The organism is Brevibacterium renqingii (assembly GCF_017808095.1).
In the GTDB taxonomy this organism is placed as follows: domain Bacteria; phylum Actinomycetota; class Actinomycetes; order Actinomycetales; family Brevibacteriaceae; genus Brevibacterium; species Brevibacterium renqingii.
Genome location: NZ_JADBHG010000006.1, coordinates 158,672 through 177,858 on the forward strand (window position 1 = coordinate 158,672; position 19,187 = coordinate 177,858).

General features: G+C 67.1%; 19 protein-coding genes. 14 read left to right on the top strand and 5 right to left on the bottom strand.

The annotated features are described in order from the left end of the window. Positions 1-63: 63 nt before the first annotated feature. The gene (locus IIE29_RS12570; RefSeq protein WP_209325637.1) at positions 64-1,551 is read right to left on the bottom strand and encodes a multicopper oxidase family protein; all 1,488 of its coding nucleotides are present in this window, start codon (positions 1,549-1,551) and stop codon (positions 64-66) included. Further along, a complete protein-coding gene (locus IIE29_RS12575; RefSeq protein ID WP_209325638.1) occupies positions 1,548-1,952 on the bottom strand; it encodes a hypothetical protein in 405 nt (134 codons plus the stop codon). The genes IIE29_RS12570 and IIE29_RS12575 overlap by 4 nt, the downstream gene beginning before the upstream one ends. 152 nt (positions 1,953-2,104) lie before the next feature. On the opposite strand from IIE29_RS12575, the gene IIE29_RS12580 reads away from it, so the two are divergent. The 3 genes from IIE29_RS12580 (at position 2,105) to IIE29_RS12590 (ending at position 4,366) form a co-directional block, all read left to right on the top strand. Continuing rightward, the gene (locus IIE29_RS12580) at positions 2,105-3,301 is read left to right on the top strand and encodes a sensor histidine kinase (RefSeq protein WP_209325640.1); all 1,197 of its coding nucleotides are present in this window, start codon (positions 2,105-2,107) and stop codon (positions 3,299-3,301) included. Then, a complete protein-coding gene (locus tag IIE29_RS12585; RefSeq protein WP_209325641.1) occupies positions 3,298-3,984 on the top strand; it encodes a response regulator in 687 nt (228 codons plus the stop codon). The genes IIE29_RS12580 and IIE29_RS12585 overlap by 4 nt, the downstream gene beginning before the upstream one ends. A 130-nt stretch (positions 3,985-4,114) precedes the next feature. Beyond that, a complete protein-coding gene (locus tag IIE29_RS12590; protein ID WP_209325643.1) occupies positions 4,115-4,366 on the top strand; it encodes a hypothetical protein in 252 nt (83 codons plus the stop codon). Between the two features lie 10 nt (positions 4,367-4,376). Here the strand turns inward: IIE29_RS12590 and IIE29_RS12595 are convergent, their stop codons facing one another. After that, entirely contained in the window at positions 4,377-4,910 is a 534-nt protein-coding gene (locus IIE29_RS12595) for an O-acetyl-ADP-ribose deacetylase (protein ID WP_209325645.1), read from the bottom strand. Positions 4,911-4,986: 76 nt separating this feature from the next. Here IIE29_RS12595 and IIE29_RS12600 point away from each other — a divergent pair, with 76 nt between their 5' ends. After that, complete coding sequence (locus IIE29_RS12600) at positions 4,987-5,757, top strand: class II glutamine amidotransferase (RefSeq protein ID WP_209325646.1); 771 nt, start codon at positions 4,987-4,989, stop codon at positions 5,755-5,757. 1 nt (position 5,758) lies between these two features. Here IIE29_RS12600 and IIE29_RS12605 read toward each other — a convergent pair whose 3' ends face one another. Next, positions 5,759-5,983: a sulfurtransferase TusA family protein gene (locus IIE29_RS12605; RefSeq protein WP_127363865.1), complete on the bottom strand. Its 225-nt coding sequence runs from the start codon at positions 5,981-5,983 to the stop codon at positions 5,759-5,761. Continuing rightward, positions 5,980-7,035 carry a YeeE/YedE family protein gene (locus IIE29_RS12610; RefSeq protein WP_209325648.1) on the bottom strand — a complete coding sequence of 352 codons (1,056 nt, stop codon included), beginning with the start codon at positions 7,033-7,035 and terminating at the stop codon, positions 5,980-5,982. The genes IIE29_RS12605 and IIE29_RS12610 overlap by 4 nt, the downstream gene beginning before the upstream one ends. 268 nt (positions 7,036-7,303) lie before the next feature. Between IIE29_RS12610 and IIE29_RS12615 the strand changes: the two genes are divergently transcribed. The 10 genes from IIE29_RS12615 to IIE29_RS12660 all read left to right on the top strand — a co-directional run bounded on the left by IIE29_RS12615 (position 7,304) and on the right by IIE29_RS12660 (position 19,018). Beyond that, entirely contained in the window at positions 7,304-8,665 is a 1,362-nt protein-coding gene (locus IIE29_RS12615) for an MmgE/PrpD family protein (RefSeq protein ID WP_343071896.1), read from the top strand. A 93-nt stretch (positions 8,666-8,758) separates the two neighbouring features. Further along, positions 8,759-9,595 carry a phosphosulfolactate synthase gene (locus tag IIE29_RS12620; RefSeq protein ID WP_209325651.1) on the top strand — a complete coding sequence of 279 codons (837 nt, stop codon included), beginning with the start codon at positions 8,759-8,761 and terminating at the stop codon, positions 9,593-9,595. Between the two features lie 173 nt (positions 9,596-9,768). Next, complete coding sequence (locus IIE29_RS12625; protein WP_209325653.1) at positions 9,769-10,953, top strand: 4-hydroxybenzoate 3-monooxygenase; 1,185 nt, start codon at positions 9,769-9,771, stop codon at positions 10,951-10,953. 59 nt (positions 10,954-11,012) lie between these two features. After that, positions 11,013-11,825: a protocatechuate 3,4-dioxygenase subunit beta gene (gene pcaH, locus IIE29_RS12630; RefSeq protein WP_209325654.1), complete on the top strand. Its 813-nt coding sequence runs from the start codon at positions 11,013-11,015 to the stop codon at positions 11,823-11,825. Beyond that, positions 11,818-12,402: a protocatechuate 3,4-dioxygenase subunit alpha gene (gene pcaG, locus IIE29_RS12635; RefSeq protein ID WP_209325656.1), complete on the top strand. Its 585-nt coding sequence runs from the start codon at positions 11,818-11,820 to the stop codon at positions 12,400-12,402. Before pcaH ends, pcaG begins: the two co-directional genes overlap by 8 nt. Positions 12,403-12,407: 5 nt before the next feature. Continuing rightward, the gene (locus IIE29_RS12640; protein WP_209325658.1) at positions 12,408-13,778 is read left to right on the top strand and encodes a lyase family protein; all 1,371 of its coding nucleotides are present in this window, start codon (positions 12,408-12,410) and stop codon (positions 13,776-13,778) included. 26 nt (positions 13,779-13,804) lie between these two features. Further along, on the top strand, positions 13,805-15,130 hold the full coding sequence (gene pcaDC, locus IIE29_RS17280; protein WP_209325659.1) for a bifunctional 3-oxoadipate enol-lactonase/4-carboxymuconolactone decarboxylase PcaDC: 1,326 nt from the start codon (positions 13,805-13,807) through the stop codon (positions 15,128-15,130). Positions 15,131-15,265: 135 nt separating this feature from the next. Next, positions 15,266-16,477 carry an MFS transporter gene (locus IIE29_RS12650; RefSeq protein WP_209325660.1) on the top strand — a complete coding sequence of 404 codons (1,212 nt, stop codon included), beginning with the start codon at positions 15,266-15,268 and terminating at the stop codon, positions 16,475-16,477. 128 nt (positions 16,478-16,605) lie between these two features. Beyond that, positions 16,606-17,343, top strand: coding sequence for a peptidylprolyl isomerase (locus IIE29_RS12655; protein WP_209325661.1), 738 nt, complete (start codon positions 16,606-16,608; stop codon positions 17,341-17,343). A 232-nt stretch (positions 17,344-17,575) separates the two neighbouring features. Beyond that, positions 17,576-19,018: an MFS transporter gene (locus IIE29_RS12660; RefSeq protein ID WP_209325662.1), complete on the top strand. Its 1,443-nt coding sequence runs from the start codon at positions 17,576-17,578 to the stop codon at positions 19,016-19,018. Positions 19,019-19,187 lie beyond the last annotated feature (169 nt).

Here is a 19,187-nt window from a genome sequence, read left to right on the forward strand (position 1 = left end):
CCCGGCGCCCTGTTCGCCTCACCTCGTCTGCATAGTGGACGTTGACCGGGGATTGCCGCCGCCTCAGTGCTCGTGCCCGGCCGGCACCCCGACCTCGTCCTCCTGACCGGGGTCGATGACGACGAACTGGCCCATCATCCCCTCGTCCTCGTGCAGGAGCATATGGCAGTGGTACATATACGGCAGGTGCGGGTCGGTGTAGTCCTCGAAGCGCATGAGGAGTCGATAGACGCGGTTCGGTTCGAGGTAGATCGTGTCCTTTCGCCCGCTCATCGGCACCGGCGGGGCCTCACCGTCAACGTCAAGCACCTCGAACTGCACATCGTGGACATGGAAGCTGTGAGGAATCGGCTGTGAGCTGCGGACCTCCCACACCTCGGTGTCACCGACGTGGACGACCTCGTCGATGCGGCTCATATCCATCCTCTCGCCGTTGATCTCCCGCTCTGAGAGCTCGAACTTCCTGGTCTTGACCGCATCGGCCTCGTCCATCGCATCCTCCTCGGCCTGCCGCGACGGCGACCACGCGGGCTCGGGCGAGGCCGCCAAGTCATCGGCGGCACGGAATTCGAGGACGTCGAAGGAGTCGGACCCGCCCATCGTCGACGGAACCGCAACTCCACCGAGATCGACCTCGGCCGAACGCATCCGCACGGTCTCGCCCGGGGAGAAGCCCACGACCACCTCGGCGCGCTCCCCCGGCGCGAGCCGAAGCCGGTCCACCTGGGCGGGTTCGTCGAGGAAGCCTCCGTCGCCGGCGGTCAGGGTCATCGGCCGGTCGGGGAACTCGAAGGCATAGGTGCGAGCCGTCGACCCGTTGAGCATGCGCAGGCGGACCTTCTCGGTCGTGACCTTCTGCACCCCTCCGATGGTGCCGTTGACCATGACGGTGTCGCCGAGCATCCCGGGTTCGGCACCGTCGTGGGTGAGTTCGAGCTCACCGTCTCCGTCGAAGGACTTGTCCTGGACGATGAGCGGCAGATCGTCGACGCCATACTCATGCGGCAGTTCGGCCTTCCTGCTCTCATCGTCATCGATGATGAACATTCCGGCCAGCCCTCTGTACACATGATCCTCGGTCTGTCCATGCGGGTGCGGGTGGTACCACAGCGTCGAGGCGGCCTGATCGATCTGCCAGCGCGGTGTCCACGTCTGCCCGGGTTCGATCATCTGGTGCGGTCCGCCGTCCATGTCCGCCGGCAGATGCATTCCGTGCCAGTGCACGCTCGTCGGCTCGGTCAGATCGTTCTCGACGTCGACTGCGATCTCCTCACCGCGATCGGCCCGCAGCGTCGGTCCGAGGAAGTCGCCGTTGAACCCCCAGGTGCGGGTGGGCCCGTCCTGGCCGGCGAACTCCCTCGTGCCCTCCTGCGCGCTGAGGTCGAAGATGCGGACTCCGTCCTCAACGTGCGAGTCGGCAAGCGGTGGGATGGCCAGTTCGTTCGTGAACTCAGGTTCCGTCACCGAGGTGGTCGAGACTCCGCACGCAGCCAGCCCGGCCGCGACGAACAGTGAGACGGTCGCGACCGCTGCGGGTCTGCGCAGTCTCATCGTTCCTCCCGCCGACCGAGCATCGCCTGGATGCCCGCGGCTGCCAGACCGGCCAGCGCACCGACTCCCGCACCCATTGCCAGGCTGGGGATGAACGCCATGAGCATGGCGGGACCGGCGCCGATCGCCCCGGTGCCCGCAAGCAGCCCGCCGAAGGCGAGGTTGATGAACCCGTGTGCCGCGCCGCAGATGGTCAGGGTGAGCACGGGGCGGGCGGGGCGGGCGAAACCGACGGTCCCGATCCACACCGCGCCGGTGATTCCGATGAGGATGATCGCCCGGGGTGCCCCCTCCCCGAGGACCGGCCACAGCCCGGTCAGCGGCCACAGCAGGGCCAGAGAGGACAGGCCGACGATGAGCGGCCAGGACAGAGGATCTCGTGTTCGGGGTTTGTCATTCATACTCTCAACCCTCCTGCTCCGTCGGCTGCGGCACATCGACCCCGAAGCGTCAGCTGCCTTCGCCCCGAGGCGCGGGCACAGTCGCCTGCAGGCGACTGCCCGATCGACGCCGAGCGACTGCGCCGGCGCTCGAAGCTCCGTATTCTGGACCCATGGCCATCGACGATGCAGGAGAGACGGACGGGGCGGCGCGCACGCGTGAGCGCCTCGACTCCCGACTGGTCGACGCCTCTCTGGCGGTGGCGATGACGCTGGTCATCGCCTTGGTCATCGCCGCGGATTCGGCACAGACCTCACCGTTTCCCGGCCTCGTCTGGGCCGCCGGATTCGGGGCGCTCATGCTTCTGCGCCGGCACTTGCCCATCATCGTGCTCACGGTCACCGTCCTCGGCATCTTCGCCTATTACGCGCTCGACCTGCCGCCGATCGGCATGGTGCTGCCGGCCGTCGGCGCCCTCTTCTCGACTGCCGAGCTGCGTCGCACCTCCTGGGCCGTCGTCGGCGCCGCGGTCCTCGTGGCCGTGTCCTCCTTCTTTCGCTTCGACGACCTCGACCCCCGTGCCCACCTCACCGGCTACGGATTCGTTACCGAACTGGCCCTGGCCGCCGCGGCGATCGCACTCGGATCCGTGGTCCGACTGGTCCGGCACACGCGCGCCCAGGCCGCTCACATCGCCGCGCTGACGGCCGCGGAACAGACCCGGGCCGCGGCCTCACGCATGCAGTCCCAGCGGATGCGGATCGCCCGCGACCTCCATGACACGATCGGTCACACCCTGTCCGTGGCGGCCCTGCACACCTCGGTGGCCGCCGAGGCACGCGACCCGGAGGAGGCGGCGGCCGCCCTCGAACGGGTGCGCACGGCCACCTCGGAGGCGCTGCGTGAGCTGCGGGGCACGGTCAAGGTCCTCCGCGACGAATCGCTGGACGCACAGTCTCCCGCTGGGGCACTGGGTCTGGCTTCGCTCGAACGGGTGACCGAGTCCGCCCGAGCGGCGGGGCTCGAGGTGAGCGCGGAGGTCGACGTCGATGCGGCCCGGCTGCCGCGAGATGTCGATGCCGTGGCGTTCCGAATCGTGCAGGAGTCGATGACCAATGTCCTCCGCCACTCGACGGCGACTCATGTGGCCATCGCCATCGGCCTCGACGGCAGCGAGCTCGTCCTCGACATCACCGATGACGGCACCAGTCTCGCCCACGATCCGGTGGAGGGGGCGGGGATCCGGGGAATGCGCGAGCGCGTGCACCTTCTGGGCGGAGACTTCGCGGCCGGTCCCGGCGAGCGCGGATTCACCGTCCGCGCCCGGCTGCCCGCGGGCCCGCCCGCTGATGACGGGGAGAGCACATGAGCCCGAACGCACCGATTCGCATCATCATCGTCGACGACCAGGAACTGGTCCGAGCCGGCCTCCGACCCCTGGCCGAGCGCGATGAGGACATCACCGTCATCGCCGAGGCGGCCGATGGCCGAGCCGGTCTGTCCCATGTGCGTCAGCTGCGCCCCGATGTCGTGCTCATGGACATCCGCATGCCCGTCATGGACGGCATCGAGGCGACGCGGACGATCGTGACCGATCCCGCTCTCGACGGGGTGAGAGTCCTCGTGCTGACGACCTTCGATGAGGACGAGAACGTCTATTCGGCGATCCGAGCCGGGGCTGCCGGCTACCTGCTCAAGGACGTCTCCCCCGTCGATCTGCGCACAGCGATCCGCACGGTCGCCGCCGGCGACGCCCTGCTCGCACCGTCGATCACCGCCGCGGTGATGCGTGCCGTGGCCGATGGCCGCACTGCCGAACTCGACGCCGGTGTGCTCGAGGGGCTGAGCGAAAGGGAGGTCGAGGTGCTCAGCTGCATCGGTCGCGGCCTGACCAATGCCGAGATCGCCGCCGAGCTGTTCCTCAGCCCGGCCACGGCACGCACCTATGTCAGCCGACTGCTCACCCGCCTCGACGCTCGCGATCGCTCCGCCCTCGTCGTCCTCGCCTATGAAACCGGTCTGGTGCGTCCCGGTGGGCAGCCTCGGCGCTGAGGCGCTGTGTGCGGGGCCGATTCCCATCGAACGTCCTTCGATCTCTGAGAGCATGCTCTGCTTCGAGGAGTAGCCTCGAAGCAGAGTCCAAGCAGGTTGGACCTTCCGACGATGTCGAAGGTGATCGACGATGAGCACAACCAGAATCTCTGACTATCCGAAGAGCCTGCCGGTCCGACTCGGCAAGAGTGCGGCATTCTTCCTCTTCATCGCAATCCTCGGATTCCTCCTCGTCAAGGTCGTGGGCCCGATCCTGCAGACCGGACCCGAGTATGTCGTGGAGTCCCTCATCTCCGGGGTGCCGCTGCTGTTAGCCGCCGGCTGCGGTGCCGCGGCGCTGGCGGCGGCGATCGTGCGCAAGCTGCGGCACTCGATCGTGTGAGCGCGCCGCCTCACCACTGATCGTGGTCGAAGACCTGACAGAACACGCTGGTCATCTGCTCGCTGAAGAGGACGAACTGGACTTCTGTGATCGATTCCCAGCGTCCGCGCTCACGTCCTTCGACGATGACGCTGTGAGCCGCCTCGGCGACGTCTCTGGGCGACCAGCCGAAGACTCCCCCACCGATGGCCGGGAACGCGATCGAGGTGGCTCCGACCTCCTCGGCGAGGTTGAGACTCGACTCGAAGCAGGACTCAAGGATTTCTGGATCGGCCTCCCCTGCATTCCGGTCCGGTCCGACCGTGTGGATGACCCACTTCGCCCCGAGGTCGCCGGCGCTCGTCGCCACCGCCTGTCCCGGCGGCAGTCCGCGCACATGGGTGGTCTGCCTGACCTCGCGGCAGGCTTCGAGCAGTGCGGGGCCGGCCGCGCGGTGGATGGCTCCGTCGACCCCGCCGCCTCCGAGCAGACTCGAATTCGCGGCATTGACGATGGCGTCGACGGAAGTCTCGGTGATATCGCCTTCGAGTACCGTGATCTTCATGCCTCGAGTCTAGACAGAGTCGCAGGAGTTGCACACCGCCTGCGGGGTAGCCTGGAGACAGCGCGAAGGAGGCTTCATGTGCAGGCTGCTCGGTTTCATCTCCCCCACCCCGACGACCGCCGCGGATCTCATCGGTGTCGATGAGTGCCGCCAGTGGCAGTCGATGGGCAGTGTCCACGACGACGGTTGGGGAACTGCGTGGCTCGATTCCGACACCGAGTCGATCGCCCGGTTCCGCACGCCCCACGTGGGCACCGAAGATCCGCGGCTGACTCGGGCATTGGATTCGGAGGCGACGGAAGCACGGATCTGCCACCTGCGGATGGCGACGACAGGACTGATTGACCTCGAGGAGAACACGCATCCGTTCCTCGCCGAGGACATCGCTTTGGCGCACAACGGCTCCGTGCGTCCGATCGAGCGGCTGCGCGAATACGTGAGCATCGCAGAGATCGATCAGGTCGGCGGCACGACCGATTCGGCGATCATCCTCGCACTCGTTCTCCGCCGGGCCCGACACGGTGAGCCCCTGCTCGACGCAGTCACCGGCACCGTGCGCATGCTGCGGGCGGACTTCGACCATCCGAGCATCAACCTCCTGCTGCTCACGCCTGAGGAGATGATCGTCGTCCACGCCACGGCCGGCACCGAGGTGCCCTATCTTCAGGGACCGCTGCCGCCGGACCATCATGATCACTACTACCGGATGAGCTGGCAGCGCTTCGCCGACGGCGCCACGATCGTGTCCTCCTCTGGGCTCGAACACAAGGGTTGGAGCCTCATCGAGCAGAACACGATCATGCGGTTGACCGTCGCCGATGGTGCAGAGACCATCGTTCGCCTGTGAGTCAGGCCTTTTGGACTGTGATCGTCCAGCTGGCATCGGTGACGCGGTCGAAGTGGGTGACCGGGTAGCCGTTCTCTGCGGCCCACTGCGGGATCGCCTCGGTGGCCTGCGTGCAATCGAAGTTGATGACGAGTTCGTCGCCGCCCGTCAGCCCGTCCATGGCTTCCTTCGCCTCGACGAGGGGGAAGGGGCAGACGAGACCGTCCGTTTCGAGTACCTGTTTCATACTGTCCTGCTTTCCGCCGCCGGCGCCGGGGCCGACGACTTACGGGGCTTGATGGTTGCCTTGGCGGCGACTCCCGCGCCGACGATCATGAACAGAGTCGCAACCCAGCCCTGATATTCGAACTGCGCGGTCGAGACCATGGAGTTGCCGACGGTGCAGCCGCCGGCGATGGCCGCGCCCACGCCCATGCCGATGCCGCCGATGATCGACCTGATGATGGTGGCCTGATCGGGGACGCGGACTCGGAACTCGCCGGAGGCCTTGGCCGCGATGAGGGAGCCGACGAGGATGCCGATGACGAGCATGACACCCCAGTCGATGAGCTCGGCGTCACCGGTGGCGAGATAGCCGGTGAGGTGGGCCGAGGGCGTCGTGATGCCCAGCCCGGAGTTGCGCCCCGTGGCTGCCGACAGCGGCCAGGCGACCGTGGCGATGATGCCGATGACCACTGCGGTGGCGAAGGGGTTCCAGCGCTTCTCCGTGAACAGGTGGGCAAGCCCGGTCTTCCGGGGAGGCAGTGCGGCCATCGGGGTCTTGAGCTTGCGCGCGTGGTGGACGGTCAGCCAGACGGCGATGGCCGAGATGACGACGACGAAGACCCAGGGGCTCAGGCCCATGCTCGCCGGGAGACTTCCGTTGTCCAGGGTGATCGAACGGATGCCCTCGGTGAATTCGGCGCCCGGCCCGAGTTTCATGACGGCCGAGAACAGCGCATAGAAGATGAGGGCGAACCAGCTGCCCACGAGCCCTTCTCCGGCCCGGTAGTAGGTGCCGGTGGCGCAGCCGCCCGCGAAGACCATGGAGAAGCCGAAGACAAGGCCGCCGACGATCGAGGCCAGCCACGGGAAGGGCTCTGCCTCGAGAGTGATGACGCCGAAGCTGTTGAGCAGAAACAGGCCGATCGAGTGGACCGCGACAAGAACGATGAGAGCGGAGAACCAGCGGGTGTTCCCCGTCAGGGTGAGATCGCGAAACGCCCCGGTGACGCAGAATCGACCTCGCTGGAAGACGAACCCGAGGATCAGGCCGACAACAAGCCCAGTAATGATCATGGCACTGCTTTCTCTGGATGACAGATATGCAAGACGAGCAACAGCCCTCCATTTTGCTCAACAATCATCGTCGAGTCAACGTCGTGTCGTCATATGCCGCAATGCAGCGGGCCAACGGCGCACGATGTGACGCACATCTCCTCCAAAGTATCTTGACGTCAAGATACTTTTGGGAGATGATTAGGTTAACCTAACCTACAGAGGAGAGGTCATCATGACAGACAGTCAGCCAAGGCAATCGCTCACGGAAGTGCAATCACTCACGGAAGTGCAGTCACTCGCCCAGTTCGTCGACAGAGCCTCGCTGGAGATGCTCAGCGACACGGCACTCGAACAGCTCAAGATCCGCGTGCTCGACACGATCGGCGTCGCCATCGGCGCCCTCGACGCGCAGCCGCTCAAGGAGATCAGGTCACTGATCGAGGACCTCGACGCCGGGCACGGGGCCACCCTCATCGGCGGCGGTCACGCCAGCCCCGATCATGCGGCCTTCTTCAACTCCGCACTGAGCAGGTACCTCGACTTCATGGATGCCTATCTCGCGAAGGGCGAGACGAACCACCCCTCGGACAACATGGGTGCGGTGCTCGCCGCGGCCGAACACGCCGACGCCTCCGGAGCGGACTTCCTCACGGCTTTCGCCGTCGCCTATCAGATCCACGCTCGGCTCTCGGACGTCGCCCCGGTCCGCGACCTCGGCTTCGACCACACGACGCAGGGCGCCTTCGCCGCCGGAGCCGCCGCAGCCAAGGCCCTCGGACTGAATGCCGAGCAGATCGCCAACGCCGCGGCCATGGCCGGCACCGCCAACGTCGCCCTGCGGGTGACGCGGACGGGAGACCTCAGCCATTGGAAGGGACTGGCCTATCCGCACGTGTCGAAGGAAGGAGTCTTCGACGCCCTGCTGGCCGCCCGCGGCATCACCGGCCCGGCCGAGGTCTTCGAAGGCAACAAGGGCTTCAAGGCCCTGGCGGGCGATTTCGAGATCGACTGGTCGGCCGAGGACCTCGAGAAGGTCACCGACACGATCATCAAGAAGCACAATGCCGAGATCCACTCGCAGTCGGCCCTCGACGCCGCACAGGCTATCCGCCGGCAGGAGGGATTCCGCGCCGAGGCCATCTCGGGTGTCGAGCTGACTACCTTCGATGTCGCCTATTCGATCATCGGCGGCGGCGAGGAGGGCGACAAACGCACCATCCGCACCAAGGAGGAGGCCGATCACTCGCTGCCGTGGATGGTCGCGGTCGTCCTCCTCGACGGCGAGCTCAATCCGGAGCAGTACGACCCCGACCGGATCACCGCCGAGGGTGTGCAGGATCTCATGCACAAGGTGACGATCACGCCCTCCGACGAGTTCAGTGACCGCTTCCCTGATCACATGTGCGCCGACCTCGTCGTCACCCTCGACGACGGCACGCAGCTGCACGCGAGCACCGAGGACTACGAGGGGTTCACGACGAACCCGCTCGACTGGGAGGGAGCGCGCCGGAAGTTCGACGCTCTGGTCTCCCCCTTCGCCGAGGCGGAGCAGCGTGACGAGATCGCCGAACTCGTCCACGATCTCGAGAACCACCGGATCCGTGAGCTCACGGAGGTCCTCGCACGCATCCCCCAGACTCGCAGCTGAGGCTGCGTCACCCCGCCGGAGGATCCGGCAGCCGCCGGCAGAAAGCCGGCACCCCGTCGGCACCTGCGCCGACATTCGAAGAAAGGAAAGACCATGTCGAACGCAATTGATTTCGATGTGTCCATGAACTTCGTTCCCCGCGCATACCGCCCGGCCAAGCCACGCACCGTCGGCATGACCGAGATCCGCGCACCGTACTACTCGACCTACGGCACCCGTCACCTCCAGGATGTCTTCGACGTCGCCGGCCAGTGGGTCGACGGCATCAAGTGGGCGGGAGGATCCTTCTCGCTCGTCCCGCCCGAGCAGGTCAGGGCGTTCAGCGACATCGCACACGAGAACGGGGCCTATGTGTCCTCGGGCGGCTGGATCGAGACGGTCCTGCGCTATGGGGACGAGGCGGTCGATCAGTATCTCAAGGAGGCCAAGGAGGTCGGATTCGACGTCATCGAGATCTCGACCGGCTTCATCATGCTCCCGACCTCGGGTCTGGAGCGCCTCGTCGAGAAGGTCGTCAGGGCCGGGCTCAAGGCCAAGCCCGAACTGGGCATCCAGATCGGTTCGGGCGGAGACTCCGGTGAGGCCGAACTCGCCGCCGAGTCCGCGAAGGACATCGGCGACCTCGTCGATCGCGGACAGCGGGCGCTCGACGCCGGAGCTTCGATCATCATGATCGAGTCCGAGGGCATCACGGAGAACGTCGATGAGTGGAACACGGCGGCCGCCGCCTCCATCATCAACGGTCTCGGCCTGGAGAACGTCATGTTCGAGGCCGCCGACGGACCCGTCTTCGAGTGGTACATCAAGAACTACGGCAACGAATGCAACCTGTTCGTCGACCACTCGCAGATCCTCCAGCTCGAGGGCCTGCGCCAGAACATCTGGGGCAACAAGTCCACCTGGGGACGGGTGATCAACCCGGCTCCGTGAGCTGAGGCCGAGGCGGCTCGGTCAGACTGACCGGCCTTGCGAAAACGAAGGCACCGGCGGTTCCCGTCGGTGCCTTCGCCATACCCTCCGGTCTCTCATTCATTGAGAACCGGATCGCCTCGCGTCCGTGACTGGGCGCACACTGAGGGGACGAGACAGGCAAGGAGGCCACGGTGCCAGAACTTCAGACAGACGTCGCGATCGTCGGCGCGGGTCCTGCAGGGCTCATGCTCGCCCACCTGCTTCACAATGCAGGCGTCGACTCCGTCGTCATCGACAATCGCAGCCGCGACGACATCGCCCACACCCACCGCGCGGGGATCCTCGAGGCGGGGTCTGTGCGCATGCTCGAGGCCGCCGGCGTCGAATCCCGCGTCCACACGGACGGGCACCGCCACGACGGCATCAACATCCGCGTCGACGGAACCTCCCACCTCTTCGACTTCCCAGAACTCGTCGGCGAATCCGTCTGGCTCTACCCCCAGAACGAGATCTTCGTCGATCTCGCCGCCGCGCGCGAACGCACCGGGGAGCCGATCTGCTACTCGGTCACGGACACCCGCCTCGGCGATGTCGAATCCGATCGCCCCTGGGTGACGGCCACCACCGCCGACGGCGAGGACCTGCGCATCGACGCCCGGTACGTCGTCGGCTCCGACGGCTCCCGCGGACCCTGCCGGGCGATGATCCCCGAGAACACCCGGCAGCGCTTCTTCCACGAGTACCCGTTCGCCTGGTTCGGCATCCTCTGCGAGGCCCCGCCCAGCCACGAGGTGCTCATCTACTCCCGCTCCGAACGCGGATTCGCGCTCATCTCCCAGCGCAGCGACACCGTCCAGCGCATGTATTTCCAGACCTCCCCCGGCACAGACGTCGCCGATTGGTCAGACGACCGGATCTGGACCGAACTCCAATCCCGTGTCGCAGGCCCCGACGGCTTCGAGCTCAAGACCGGCCCGATCACCGACAAGACGGTGCTGCCGTTCCGCTCGGCCGTGACCGAACCGATGCAGCACGGCTCGCTGTTCCTCGCCGGCGACAGCGCCCACACGGTCCCCCCGACCGGCGCGAAGGGCCTCAATCTCGCCTTCGCCGATGTCTCCGTGCTCGCTCCGGCGCTGATCAGAGCGCTCAGGGATTCCGATCCCGAGGCGCTGGCCGGGTATTCGCAGACCGCGACGAAGCGCGTGTGGAAGGCCCAGAACTTCTCCTACCAGATGACCCGGATGCTCCACTCCGACCCGGGTCAGGATGCGTTCGAGACGAAGCGCAGCCTCGGCGAGCTCCAGTCCATCCTCGAATCGGAGCACGGCCGACGCTACCTCGCCGAGTGCTACACCGGATGGCCCAACGGCTGAGCTCCTCTCCCCCAACGACTGCCACAACGTTTTCAGCCCCGACGAAGAAAGGTTCGACGATGAGTCCACAGCCGACCTCGGACACCGCCAAAGGTCCCGATGACGCCGCCGAGTCCCAGGCGACGCTGTCGAAGGAGATCGCAGACATCGAATCCGCCTACACCGAGGACGTGGACGGCGGGAAGAAGCCGGAGACCCAGCCGCGCCTGGACTACGGGCCCTACCGCTCCTCGATCCTGCGGCATCCGACGAAGGATCCCCGCCACGCCGATCCCGAGACCATCGAGCTCTTCTCCCCGGCCTTCGGCCACCGTGACATCGGCACCCTCGAATCGGACCTGACCATCCAGGCCGACGGCGAACCCATCGGCGAGCGCATCCGCGTCACCGGGCGTGTGCTCGACGGACAGGGCCGGCCCGTGCGAAATCAGCTCGTGGAGATCTGGCAGGCGAACTCGGCCGGTCGCTACATCCACAAACGCGATCAGCACCCGGCCCCGATCGACCCGAACTTCACCGGTGTCGGACGCACCCTGACCGGCGATGACGGCTCGTACTCCTTCACCACGATCAAACCGGGCCCCTACCCGTGGAAGAACCACCACAATGCTTGGCGACCGGCCCACATCCACTTCTCGCTCTTCGGATCCGAGTTCACCCAGCGCATGATCACCCAGATGTACTTCCCCGGTGACCCGCTCTTCGCACTCGACCCGATCTATCAGTCGATCACCGACCGATCAGCCCGCGACCGCCTCGTCGCGACCTATGACCACGACATCACCGAGCACGAATTCCTCATGGGCTACCGCTGGGACATCGTGCTCACCGGAGCCGACCGGACCTGGATGGAAGAAGAGGACGATGACTGACCACACCGCGACCCCGGACCTCACGCCGACCCCGGGGCAGACCGTCGGCCCGTTCTACGGCTACGCCCTGCCCTACGACCACGACAGCGAACTCGTCCCACCGGGCTCGGCCCGAGCCGTGCAGCTGACCGGAGTCGTCTACGACGGTGCCGGAGTCCCCGTGCCCGACGCCATCCTCGAGATCTGGCAGCCCGATGAGAACGGCGTCGTCCCCCGTGAAACGGGTTCGCTGCGCCGCAACGGCTTCACCTTCACCGGCTTCGGACGCGCCGCCGTCGACCCCGAGGGCGTATTCAGCTTCTCGACCGTCGATCCCGGCCCCACCGAGGCGGACAAGGCGCCTTTCATCAGCGTCGTCGTCTTCGCCCGAGGACTGCTCAATCGCCTCTTCACCAGGATCTATCTGCCCGAGCACACCGAGGCGCTGGCTGCCGACCCGTTCCTGTCCTCCCTCGATGAGGCCGAGAGAAACCGGCTGATCGCCACCCGAGGGGCTGACGGATCACTGCGTTTCGACATACGGTTGCAGGGTGAGGAGGAAACGCCCTTCCTCCGATTCCCCGGCCACGAGGACTGACACCGATGACCGACACCGCCCACACCCGATTCCTCTTCGCCCCCGGTGATCTGCGCGGCGCCGAGGCCATCGACGACGCCGCGCTCATCACCGCGATCGGCCAGGTCGAGACGGCTTGGATCATCGCCCAGGCACGGGTGGGGCTGGTGTCGTCGGAGGCGCGCACCGAGGTGACTGCCGCCATCGATGCGACCATCAGGACGCTGACCGACGACCATGCAGAGCTCCAGACTCTGGGTGAGAACGCCGAGGCGGGAGGCAATCCCGTCATCCCGTTCCTCGGTCTCGTCCGCTCCCGGCTGAGCCCGGAGGCCGCGCGCTGCCTGCACCGGGGTCTGACCAGCCAGGACGTCATCGATACCGCGATCGGTCTGCTCGTCTCCCGTGTCGTCCGGCAGATGCAGGCCCGCCTCGAGGTCATCGGCGCGTCTCTCGTCGACCTGTCCGAATCCCATGCGGACACCCTGTGCCTGGCCCGGACGCTGACCCAACCCGCACTGCCGACGACCTTCGGGCTCAAGGCCGCAGCCTGGGCCGCCGAGGTCATCGAGGTGCAGACCCTGGCTCCCTTCGTCGACTACGTGCAGGTCGGAGGGGCCGCGGGAACACGGGCGGCGATCCGGTGGTTCGCCGGAGCGTCGACGGAATCGCTGCTGCGCGAGTTCCACATGCAGATGGTCGGCCCCGATGCAGCGCTGAAGCGGGTCTCCGTGCCTTGGCACACCGATCGCGTCCGCATCCTGTCCTGGGGGTCCCACTTGGCCCAGTGCGTGACAGTCGGCGCATCGATCGCCCGCGACGTCCTCGTCGGCGTCCGCCCCGAGATCGGGGAGATGTCCCTGGCTTCGACCGGCGGATCCTCGGCGATGCCGCACAAGTCGAATCCCACCTCGGCGGTGCTGCTCCACCGCAACGGCATGCGTGTTCCCGGTGCGCTGTCGACCCTGACCACGGCCGCCGCCGAGGCGGTCGAGGAACGCTCCGACGGGGCCTGGCACGCCGAATGGCCGGCCCTGTCCGAGCTGATGACCCTGGCGATCTCGTCGCTGATCATCCTCGACGAGATGATCGCCGGCCTGAGCGTGAGGCCCGAAGCCATGCGCGCGAACCTCGATGCCGCCGGTCCCGGGCTCTTCGGCGAGAAGCTGGCCATCGTCTACGGTGACCGTCTGTCCAAGGACGAACTCGCCGCCATCGTCGCTGCCGGCACCGACCCGGTGGCCGCGCTGCGGAAGGCGGTCGGAGACGAGGACGGGATCGAGGACTTCTTCACCCCCGAAAGCTACCTCGGCGAGGCCGAGGACATCCGCCGGGACATCCTGGCCGCCATCGACCGGGCCGGACCGCAGGAGATCGACCTGCCTTCCTACGACTGAGACAAATGACAGAGAAAGTGACATCCATGGAGCTCACCGCATCCGTTCTCGCCGCACCCCGAACCCAGGCGACCGAGGCCAGGGTCCTCGTCGTCCTCCCCTCGCTGGGCACCTCGGTCGCCGCACTGTGGCAGCAGACGGCCACCCAGCTCGCGGCGCTGAGCCCGGAGTCGACGGTCATCGGCATCGACCTGCCCGGTCACGGTCGGTCGGCTCCCATCGACGTCCCCGCGGGGACCTCGGTCGCGCCCAGAGTGACGATGAGCGACCTCGCCGAGGCGGTCCTCGCCACCCTCGACCGCGTCCTTCCCGATGCGGCCCCTCCCGGCACTCCGGTCGACCTCGCCGGCGATTCGATCGGCGGGGCGATCGCCCTGCAGCTGGCCCTCGACCGCCCCGCGCGCTTCGGACGGGTCGCCGTGTTCTGCACAGCGGCGAAGATCGGCGAAGCCGCAGCCTGGGAGGAGCGCGCACAGACGGTGGCGACCTCGGGCACGCCGACGCAGATCATCGGTTCGGCCCAGCGGTGGTTCGGGGAAGGCTTCATGGACCGCGAGCCCGAGGCCTCGGCGGCTCTGCTGCACTCGCTTCAGGACGCCGACCGGTTCTCCTATGCCGCGCTGTGCTTCGCGCTGGCCGATTTCGACGTCCGGCAGCGCCTGTCGGAGATCTCCCTTCCGCTGCTGGCCGTCGCCGGCTCCGAGGACCAGCCGACGCCTGCCGCGAAGCTCGCCGAGATCGCCGGAGAGGTGCCGGGAGCTCTGCTCGAGGTCATCGAGGGCGCCGCCCATCTCGTTCCCGCCGAGGCACCCGCCGTGACCGCGGGCCTGTTGGACGACTTCCTGCGCGGCAAGGGGCTCGGCGGCGGGGCCGGCGGAACCGGTGCTGTCGGTGCCGACTCCGGTGCGCCGTCCCCGCTGCCGACGGCTTCGGGACCGCGTGAGGCCAGTCGGGACGAGGTGCGCGAGGCGGGCATGACCGTGCGGCGGCAGGTGCTCTCCGATGCCCACGTCGACCGGGCGAATGCGAAGATCGACGAATTCACCTCCGATTTCCAGGACCTCATCACCCGCTACGCCTGGGGCGAGATCTGGACGCGTCCGGGCATCGATCGCCGCATGCGGTCGGCCATCACGCTCACCGCGATGATCGCCGGCGGCCACGAAGCGGAGCTGGCCATGCATGTCAAGGCCGCCGTCCGCAACGGGCTCACCCGCGACGAGATCAAGGAAGTGCTCCTCCAATCGGCGATCTACTGCTCGGTGCCGAGCGCGAACACCGCCTTCTCCGTGGCTGCGCAGGCCCTGGCGGAGATGGAGGAGGAGACCGGCGAAAGCCCCGCCGAGAGCTGAGCCGGCAGGGTTGCCGCAAGCCCGCCCGGGCTGTTCGAATCGTCACATTGAGGGCTCCAGAGCTGTCGAGGAAGCTCGATGGGCAATAGGCTGGTGCGGTCGTCCTCCGAACCTGCCGTCTTCCGAAGGAGTCCTATGAGCGAAGCCCCGGTCTCCCGCGGAGTCTACAAATTCGCCGTGTTCGCGCTTGCGATCGGTGCCTTTGCGATCGGCGTGACCGAGTTCGCGACGATGGGTCTGCTGCCGATGATCGCCGCGGAACTCGGCATCACCGTCCCCCAGGCCGGACACGCTGTGTCCTTCTACGCCATCGGCGTCGTCGTCGGCGCTCCTCTGATCACGACGATCGCGGCGCACATGGACCGCAAGCTGCTCCTCCTGTGCCTCATGGGCCTCTTCGCCCTCGGCAACCTCGCCTCGATGCTCGCCCCGACCGCAGGTCTGTTCAACATCGCACGATTCGTCTCCGGCCTGCCCCACGGCGCCTACCTGGGGATCGGTGCGGTCGTGGCCGCCTCACTCGTACCGGTCAATCGGCGAGGCCGCGCCATGTCGCGAGTGATGCTGGGGCTGACCATCGCGAACATCTTCGGAGTCCCGTTCGCAACGGCGCTGGGCAACCTGCTCGGATGGCGCAGCGCCTACACGCTGGTCGCGGCACTGGGCGTGCTCACGGTCATCATGGTCGCCATCGCCGTTCCCCGCGTGCAGCTCGGATCCGCACCGTCGGCCCGCGGAGAGATGAAGGCGATCGCCAGGCCGCAGATCATCCTCACGCTGCTCGCCGGGTCCGTCGGATTCGGCGGCATGTTCGCCGTCTACACCTATGTCGCCCCGACGATGACCGATGTGGCCGGCGTCCCCGGAACCGCGATCCCCTGGGTGCTGGCCGTCTACGGCCTGGGCATGACCGCCGGCTCCCTCATCGCCGGACCGCTGGTCGACAAGTCCATCGAACGCTCGGCCACCGGCGGCATGATCCTCTCCGCCCTCGTGTTGGCCGCCTTCGGCGCTTTCACCCACATCGCGGCGATCGCCATCATCGCGCTCTTCCTCATCGGCATCGCCGGATCCATGATCACCACGGCGCTGCAGATGCGTCTGCTCCGCGAATCCCATGACGCCCCGAGCCTGTCCGCGGCCATGAACCATGCCGCGTTCAATCTCGCCAACGCCCTCGGCGCGTGGCTCGGCGGCATCGTCATCACCGCGGGACTCGGCTACCGGGCACCCGCCTGGGTCGGCGTCGGCCTGTGCCTGGCCGGCCTCGTCGTCATCACCGTCGCCATCGTCCTCCGCCGAGGCGGCTCCCCGGATTCCCGCGGCCGCTCCTCCATCGAGACCTGAGCCCGCCGCGACCGCGTTCGCGCCACACAGCTCCCGCCTTCCGGCAACTTGTGGTCACCTTCGGATACTTTCTTCCCCCGGAAAGTATCCGAACATGACCAGTAGTCGGCTGACTATACGATGAAGGCATGGACTATCCCGCGCAGAGTCGCTCGCACGCCCTGACCCGACGCCCGCAATCGTCCGTTCTCCTCGTCCTGGCCGCAATGGCCGTTCTCGCACTGATCGTCCTGACCGGGTGCGGGTCCTCCGATTCGAGCGACTCCGCAGACGGTTCGGCCGGCTCCGGTTCCTCGGCCGGGGCCGACGCGGGAACGTGCTCCTACCCCTCCGATTCCGGGGCCGCGGCCAAGGACGTCGCGGCTCCGGATGAGACGCCTCAGGCGACGGGAGAAGTCGGTGCCGCCATCGCCACGAGCGCCGGCGACCTGGCCATCACCCTCGACGCCGAGGGCACGCCCTGCACCGTCAACAGCTTCCTGTCCCTGGCCGAGCAGAAGTACTTCGATGACACCGATTGCCACCGCCTGACCACCGAAGGCATCTTCGTCCTCCAATGCGGGGACCCGACGGGCACCGGCAGCGGCGGCCCGGGCTACTCGTTCGCCGATGAGCTCGACGGTTCCGAGAGCTATCCCGCCGGCACCCTGGCCATGGCCAACGCCGGTCCCGACACCAACGGCTCCCAGTTCTTCGTCGTCTATGACGACAGCTCGCTGCCGCCGGACTACACCGTCTTCGGGACCCTCGATGAGGCCAGCACGAAGACAGTCGCGGACATCGCCGCCAAGGGCACGGACTCCGGCGCCGGAGACGGCGCACCGAAGGAGAAGGTGACCATCGAGGCAGTCACCGTCGGCGAGTGAAGCTGCTCTGCGGTCACGACGATCAACGCTCCGCAATGGTCGAACCGCCCTGCTCGAGCCCTCCCTCTATCTCACTGGTTGAGACTCCAAGGGCGGGCTTTCTGAGACGGGCGTAGTGTCTACTCGTCGCCGTCGACGCTGTCCCAGCACAGCGCCGACGGCCCTTTCCATTGACACGAGCACCACCCGCCCGTGCCTGCAGACACACGAACCAGCGGAGCACAACGACACCATGTCCACCGAAACACAGCCGGGCAGCCCCGACGCAGCACCTGGGGCAGCGACCGGAACCGACGCCATCGCAGCGACCCGGAAGAACAACACCCGAGGCAAGGTGCTGACCGCCTCGATGGTCGGCACGACGATCGAATTCTTCGATTTCTACGCCTATGCGACCGCCTCGTCGCTGGTCTTCCCAGCGCTCTTCTTCCCCAACCAGACCTCGACGACGCAGCTGCTGAGTTCCTTCGCGATCTTCGGCGTCGCCTTCGTCGCCCGCCCCCTCGGCTCGATCATCTTCGGCCACTTCGGCGACCGCGTCGGCCGGAAGAAGACGCTCATCGCCTCCCTGCTCATCATGGGCATCGGCACCTTCCTCATCGGGCTGCTGCCGACCGCCTCGACGCCGGGCTGGGTCGTGCTGGCTCCCCTGTGCCTCGTCCTCCTGCGCTTCTGCCAGGGCGTCGGACTCGGCGGCGAATGGTCCGGCGCGGCCCTGCTGGCCACCGAGAACGCCCCGAAGGGCAAACGCGCCATCTGGGGCACCTTCCCTCAGCTCGGCGCACCGGTCGGCTTCATCATCGCCAACCTGCTCTTCGTCGGGTTGAGCGAATGGACCTCGCCCGAGGCGTTCCTCGCCTGGGGCTGGCGCATCCCGTTCCTCCTCTCCGCACTCCTCGTGGCCGTCGGCCTCTACGTCCGCCTCTCCCTCATGGAGACCCCGGCCTTCCAGCTGGTCGCACAGAAGCAGCAGATCTCCAAGGCCCCGATCGGTCGCGTCTTCGCCACGAGCTGGAAGCCGCTCGTCCTCGGCACCTTCATCATGCTCGCGACCTACGTCATCTTCTACTTCATGACCGCGTTCACGCTGACCTACGGCACCTCCCCGGCCAGCCCGGAACAGGCGCAGACCGCCGCTGAGGCGGCTGGAAAGACCTTCGATCCCGCCGGGTTCGTCGCAGGGCTGGGCTATTCGAAGAGCGAGTTCCTCACCTACCTCATCATCGGAGTCGTGTTCTTCGGCATCTTCACCGTCGTCTCCGGGCCGCTGGCGGAGAAGCTGGGCCGACGGAAGATGCTCCTGGGCGTCACCGTGCTCATCGCCGCCTACGGCCTCGTCGTCAACGCCCTGTTCAACGCCGGCACCATAGGCGTCGTCCTCGCCCTCATCATCGGCTTCATCCTCATGGGGCTGACCTTCGGGCCGATGGCCGCCTACCTTCCGGAGCTCTTCCCGGCCAACGTCCGCTACACCGGCTCGGCGGTGTCGTACAACATGTCCAGCGTCATCGGCGCAGGCCCTGCTCCCTTCGCCATGGTCGCGCTGTGGCAAGCCGAGGGCGGCACGATCTTCTACTGCGGCCTCTACATCATCGCGGCGGCGATCCTCACGTTCGTCGCTCTGTGGCTGGCCAAGGACACCTCGGAGATCGACATGGAGGACCAGCTCAGCTGAGCCCCCGCAGCCTGAACATCCGCCGATCGACCCCGCTCGACGACCGCTGACAACGGTTGCGAGCGGGGTCGCTCGCTTCATGCCCCGCAGGCCCGCCTTGGCGGTCATCGCTTCCACCGCGAATGACTACGATTGCGTCACAACCGCGGCGACGGCGGCCCGCAGCGAC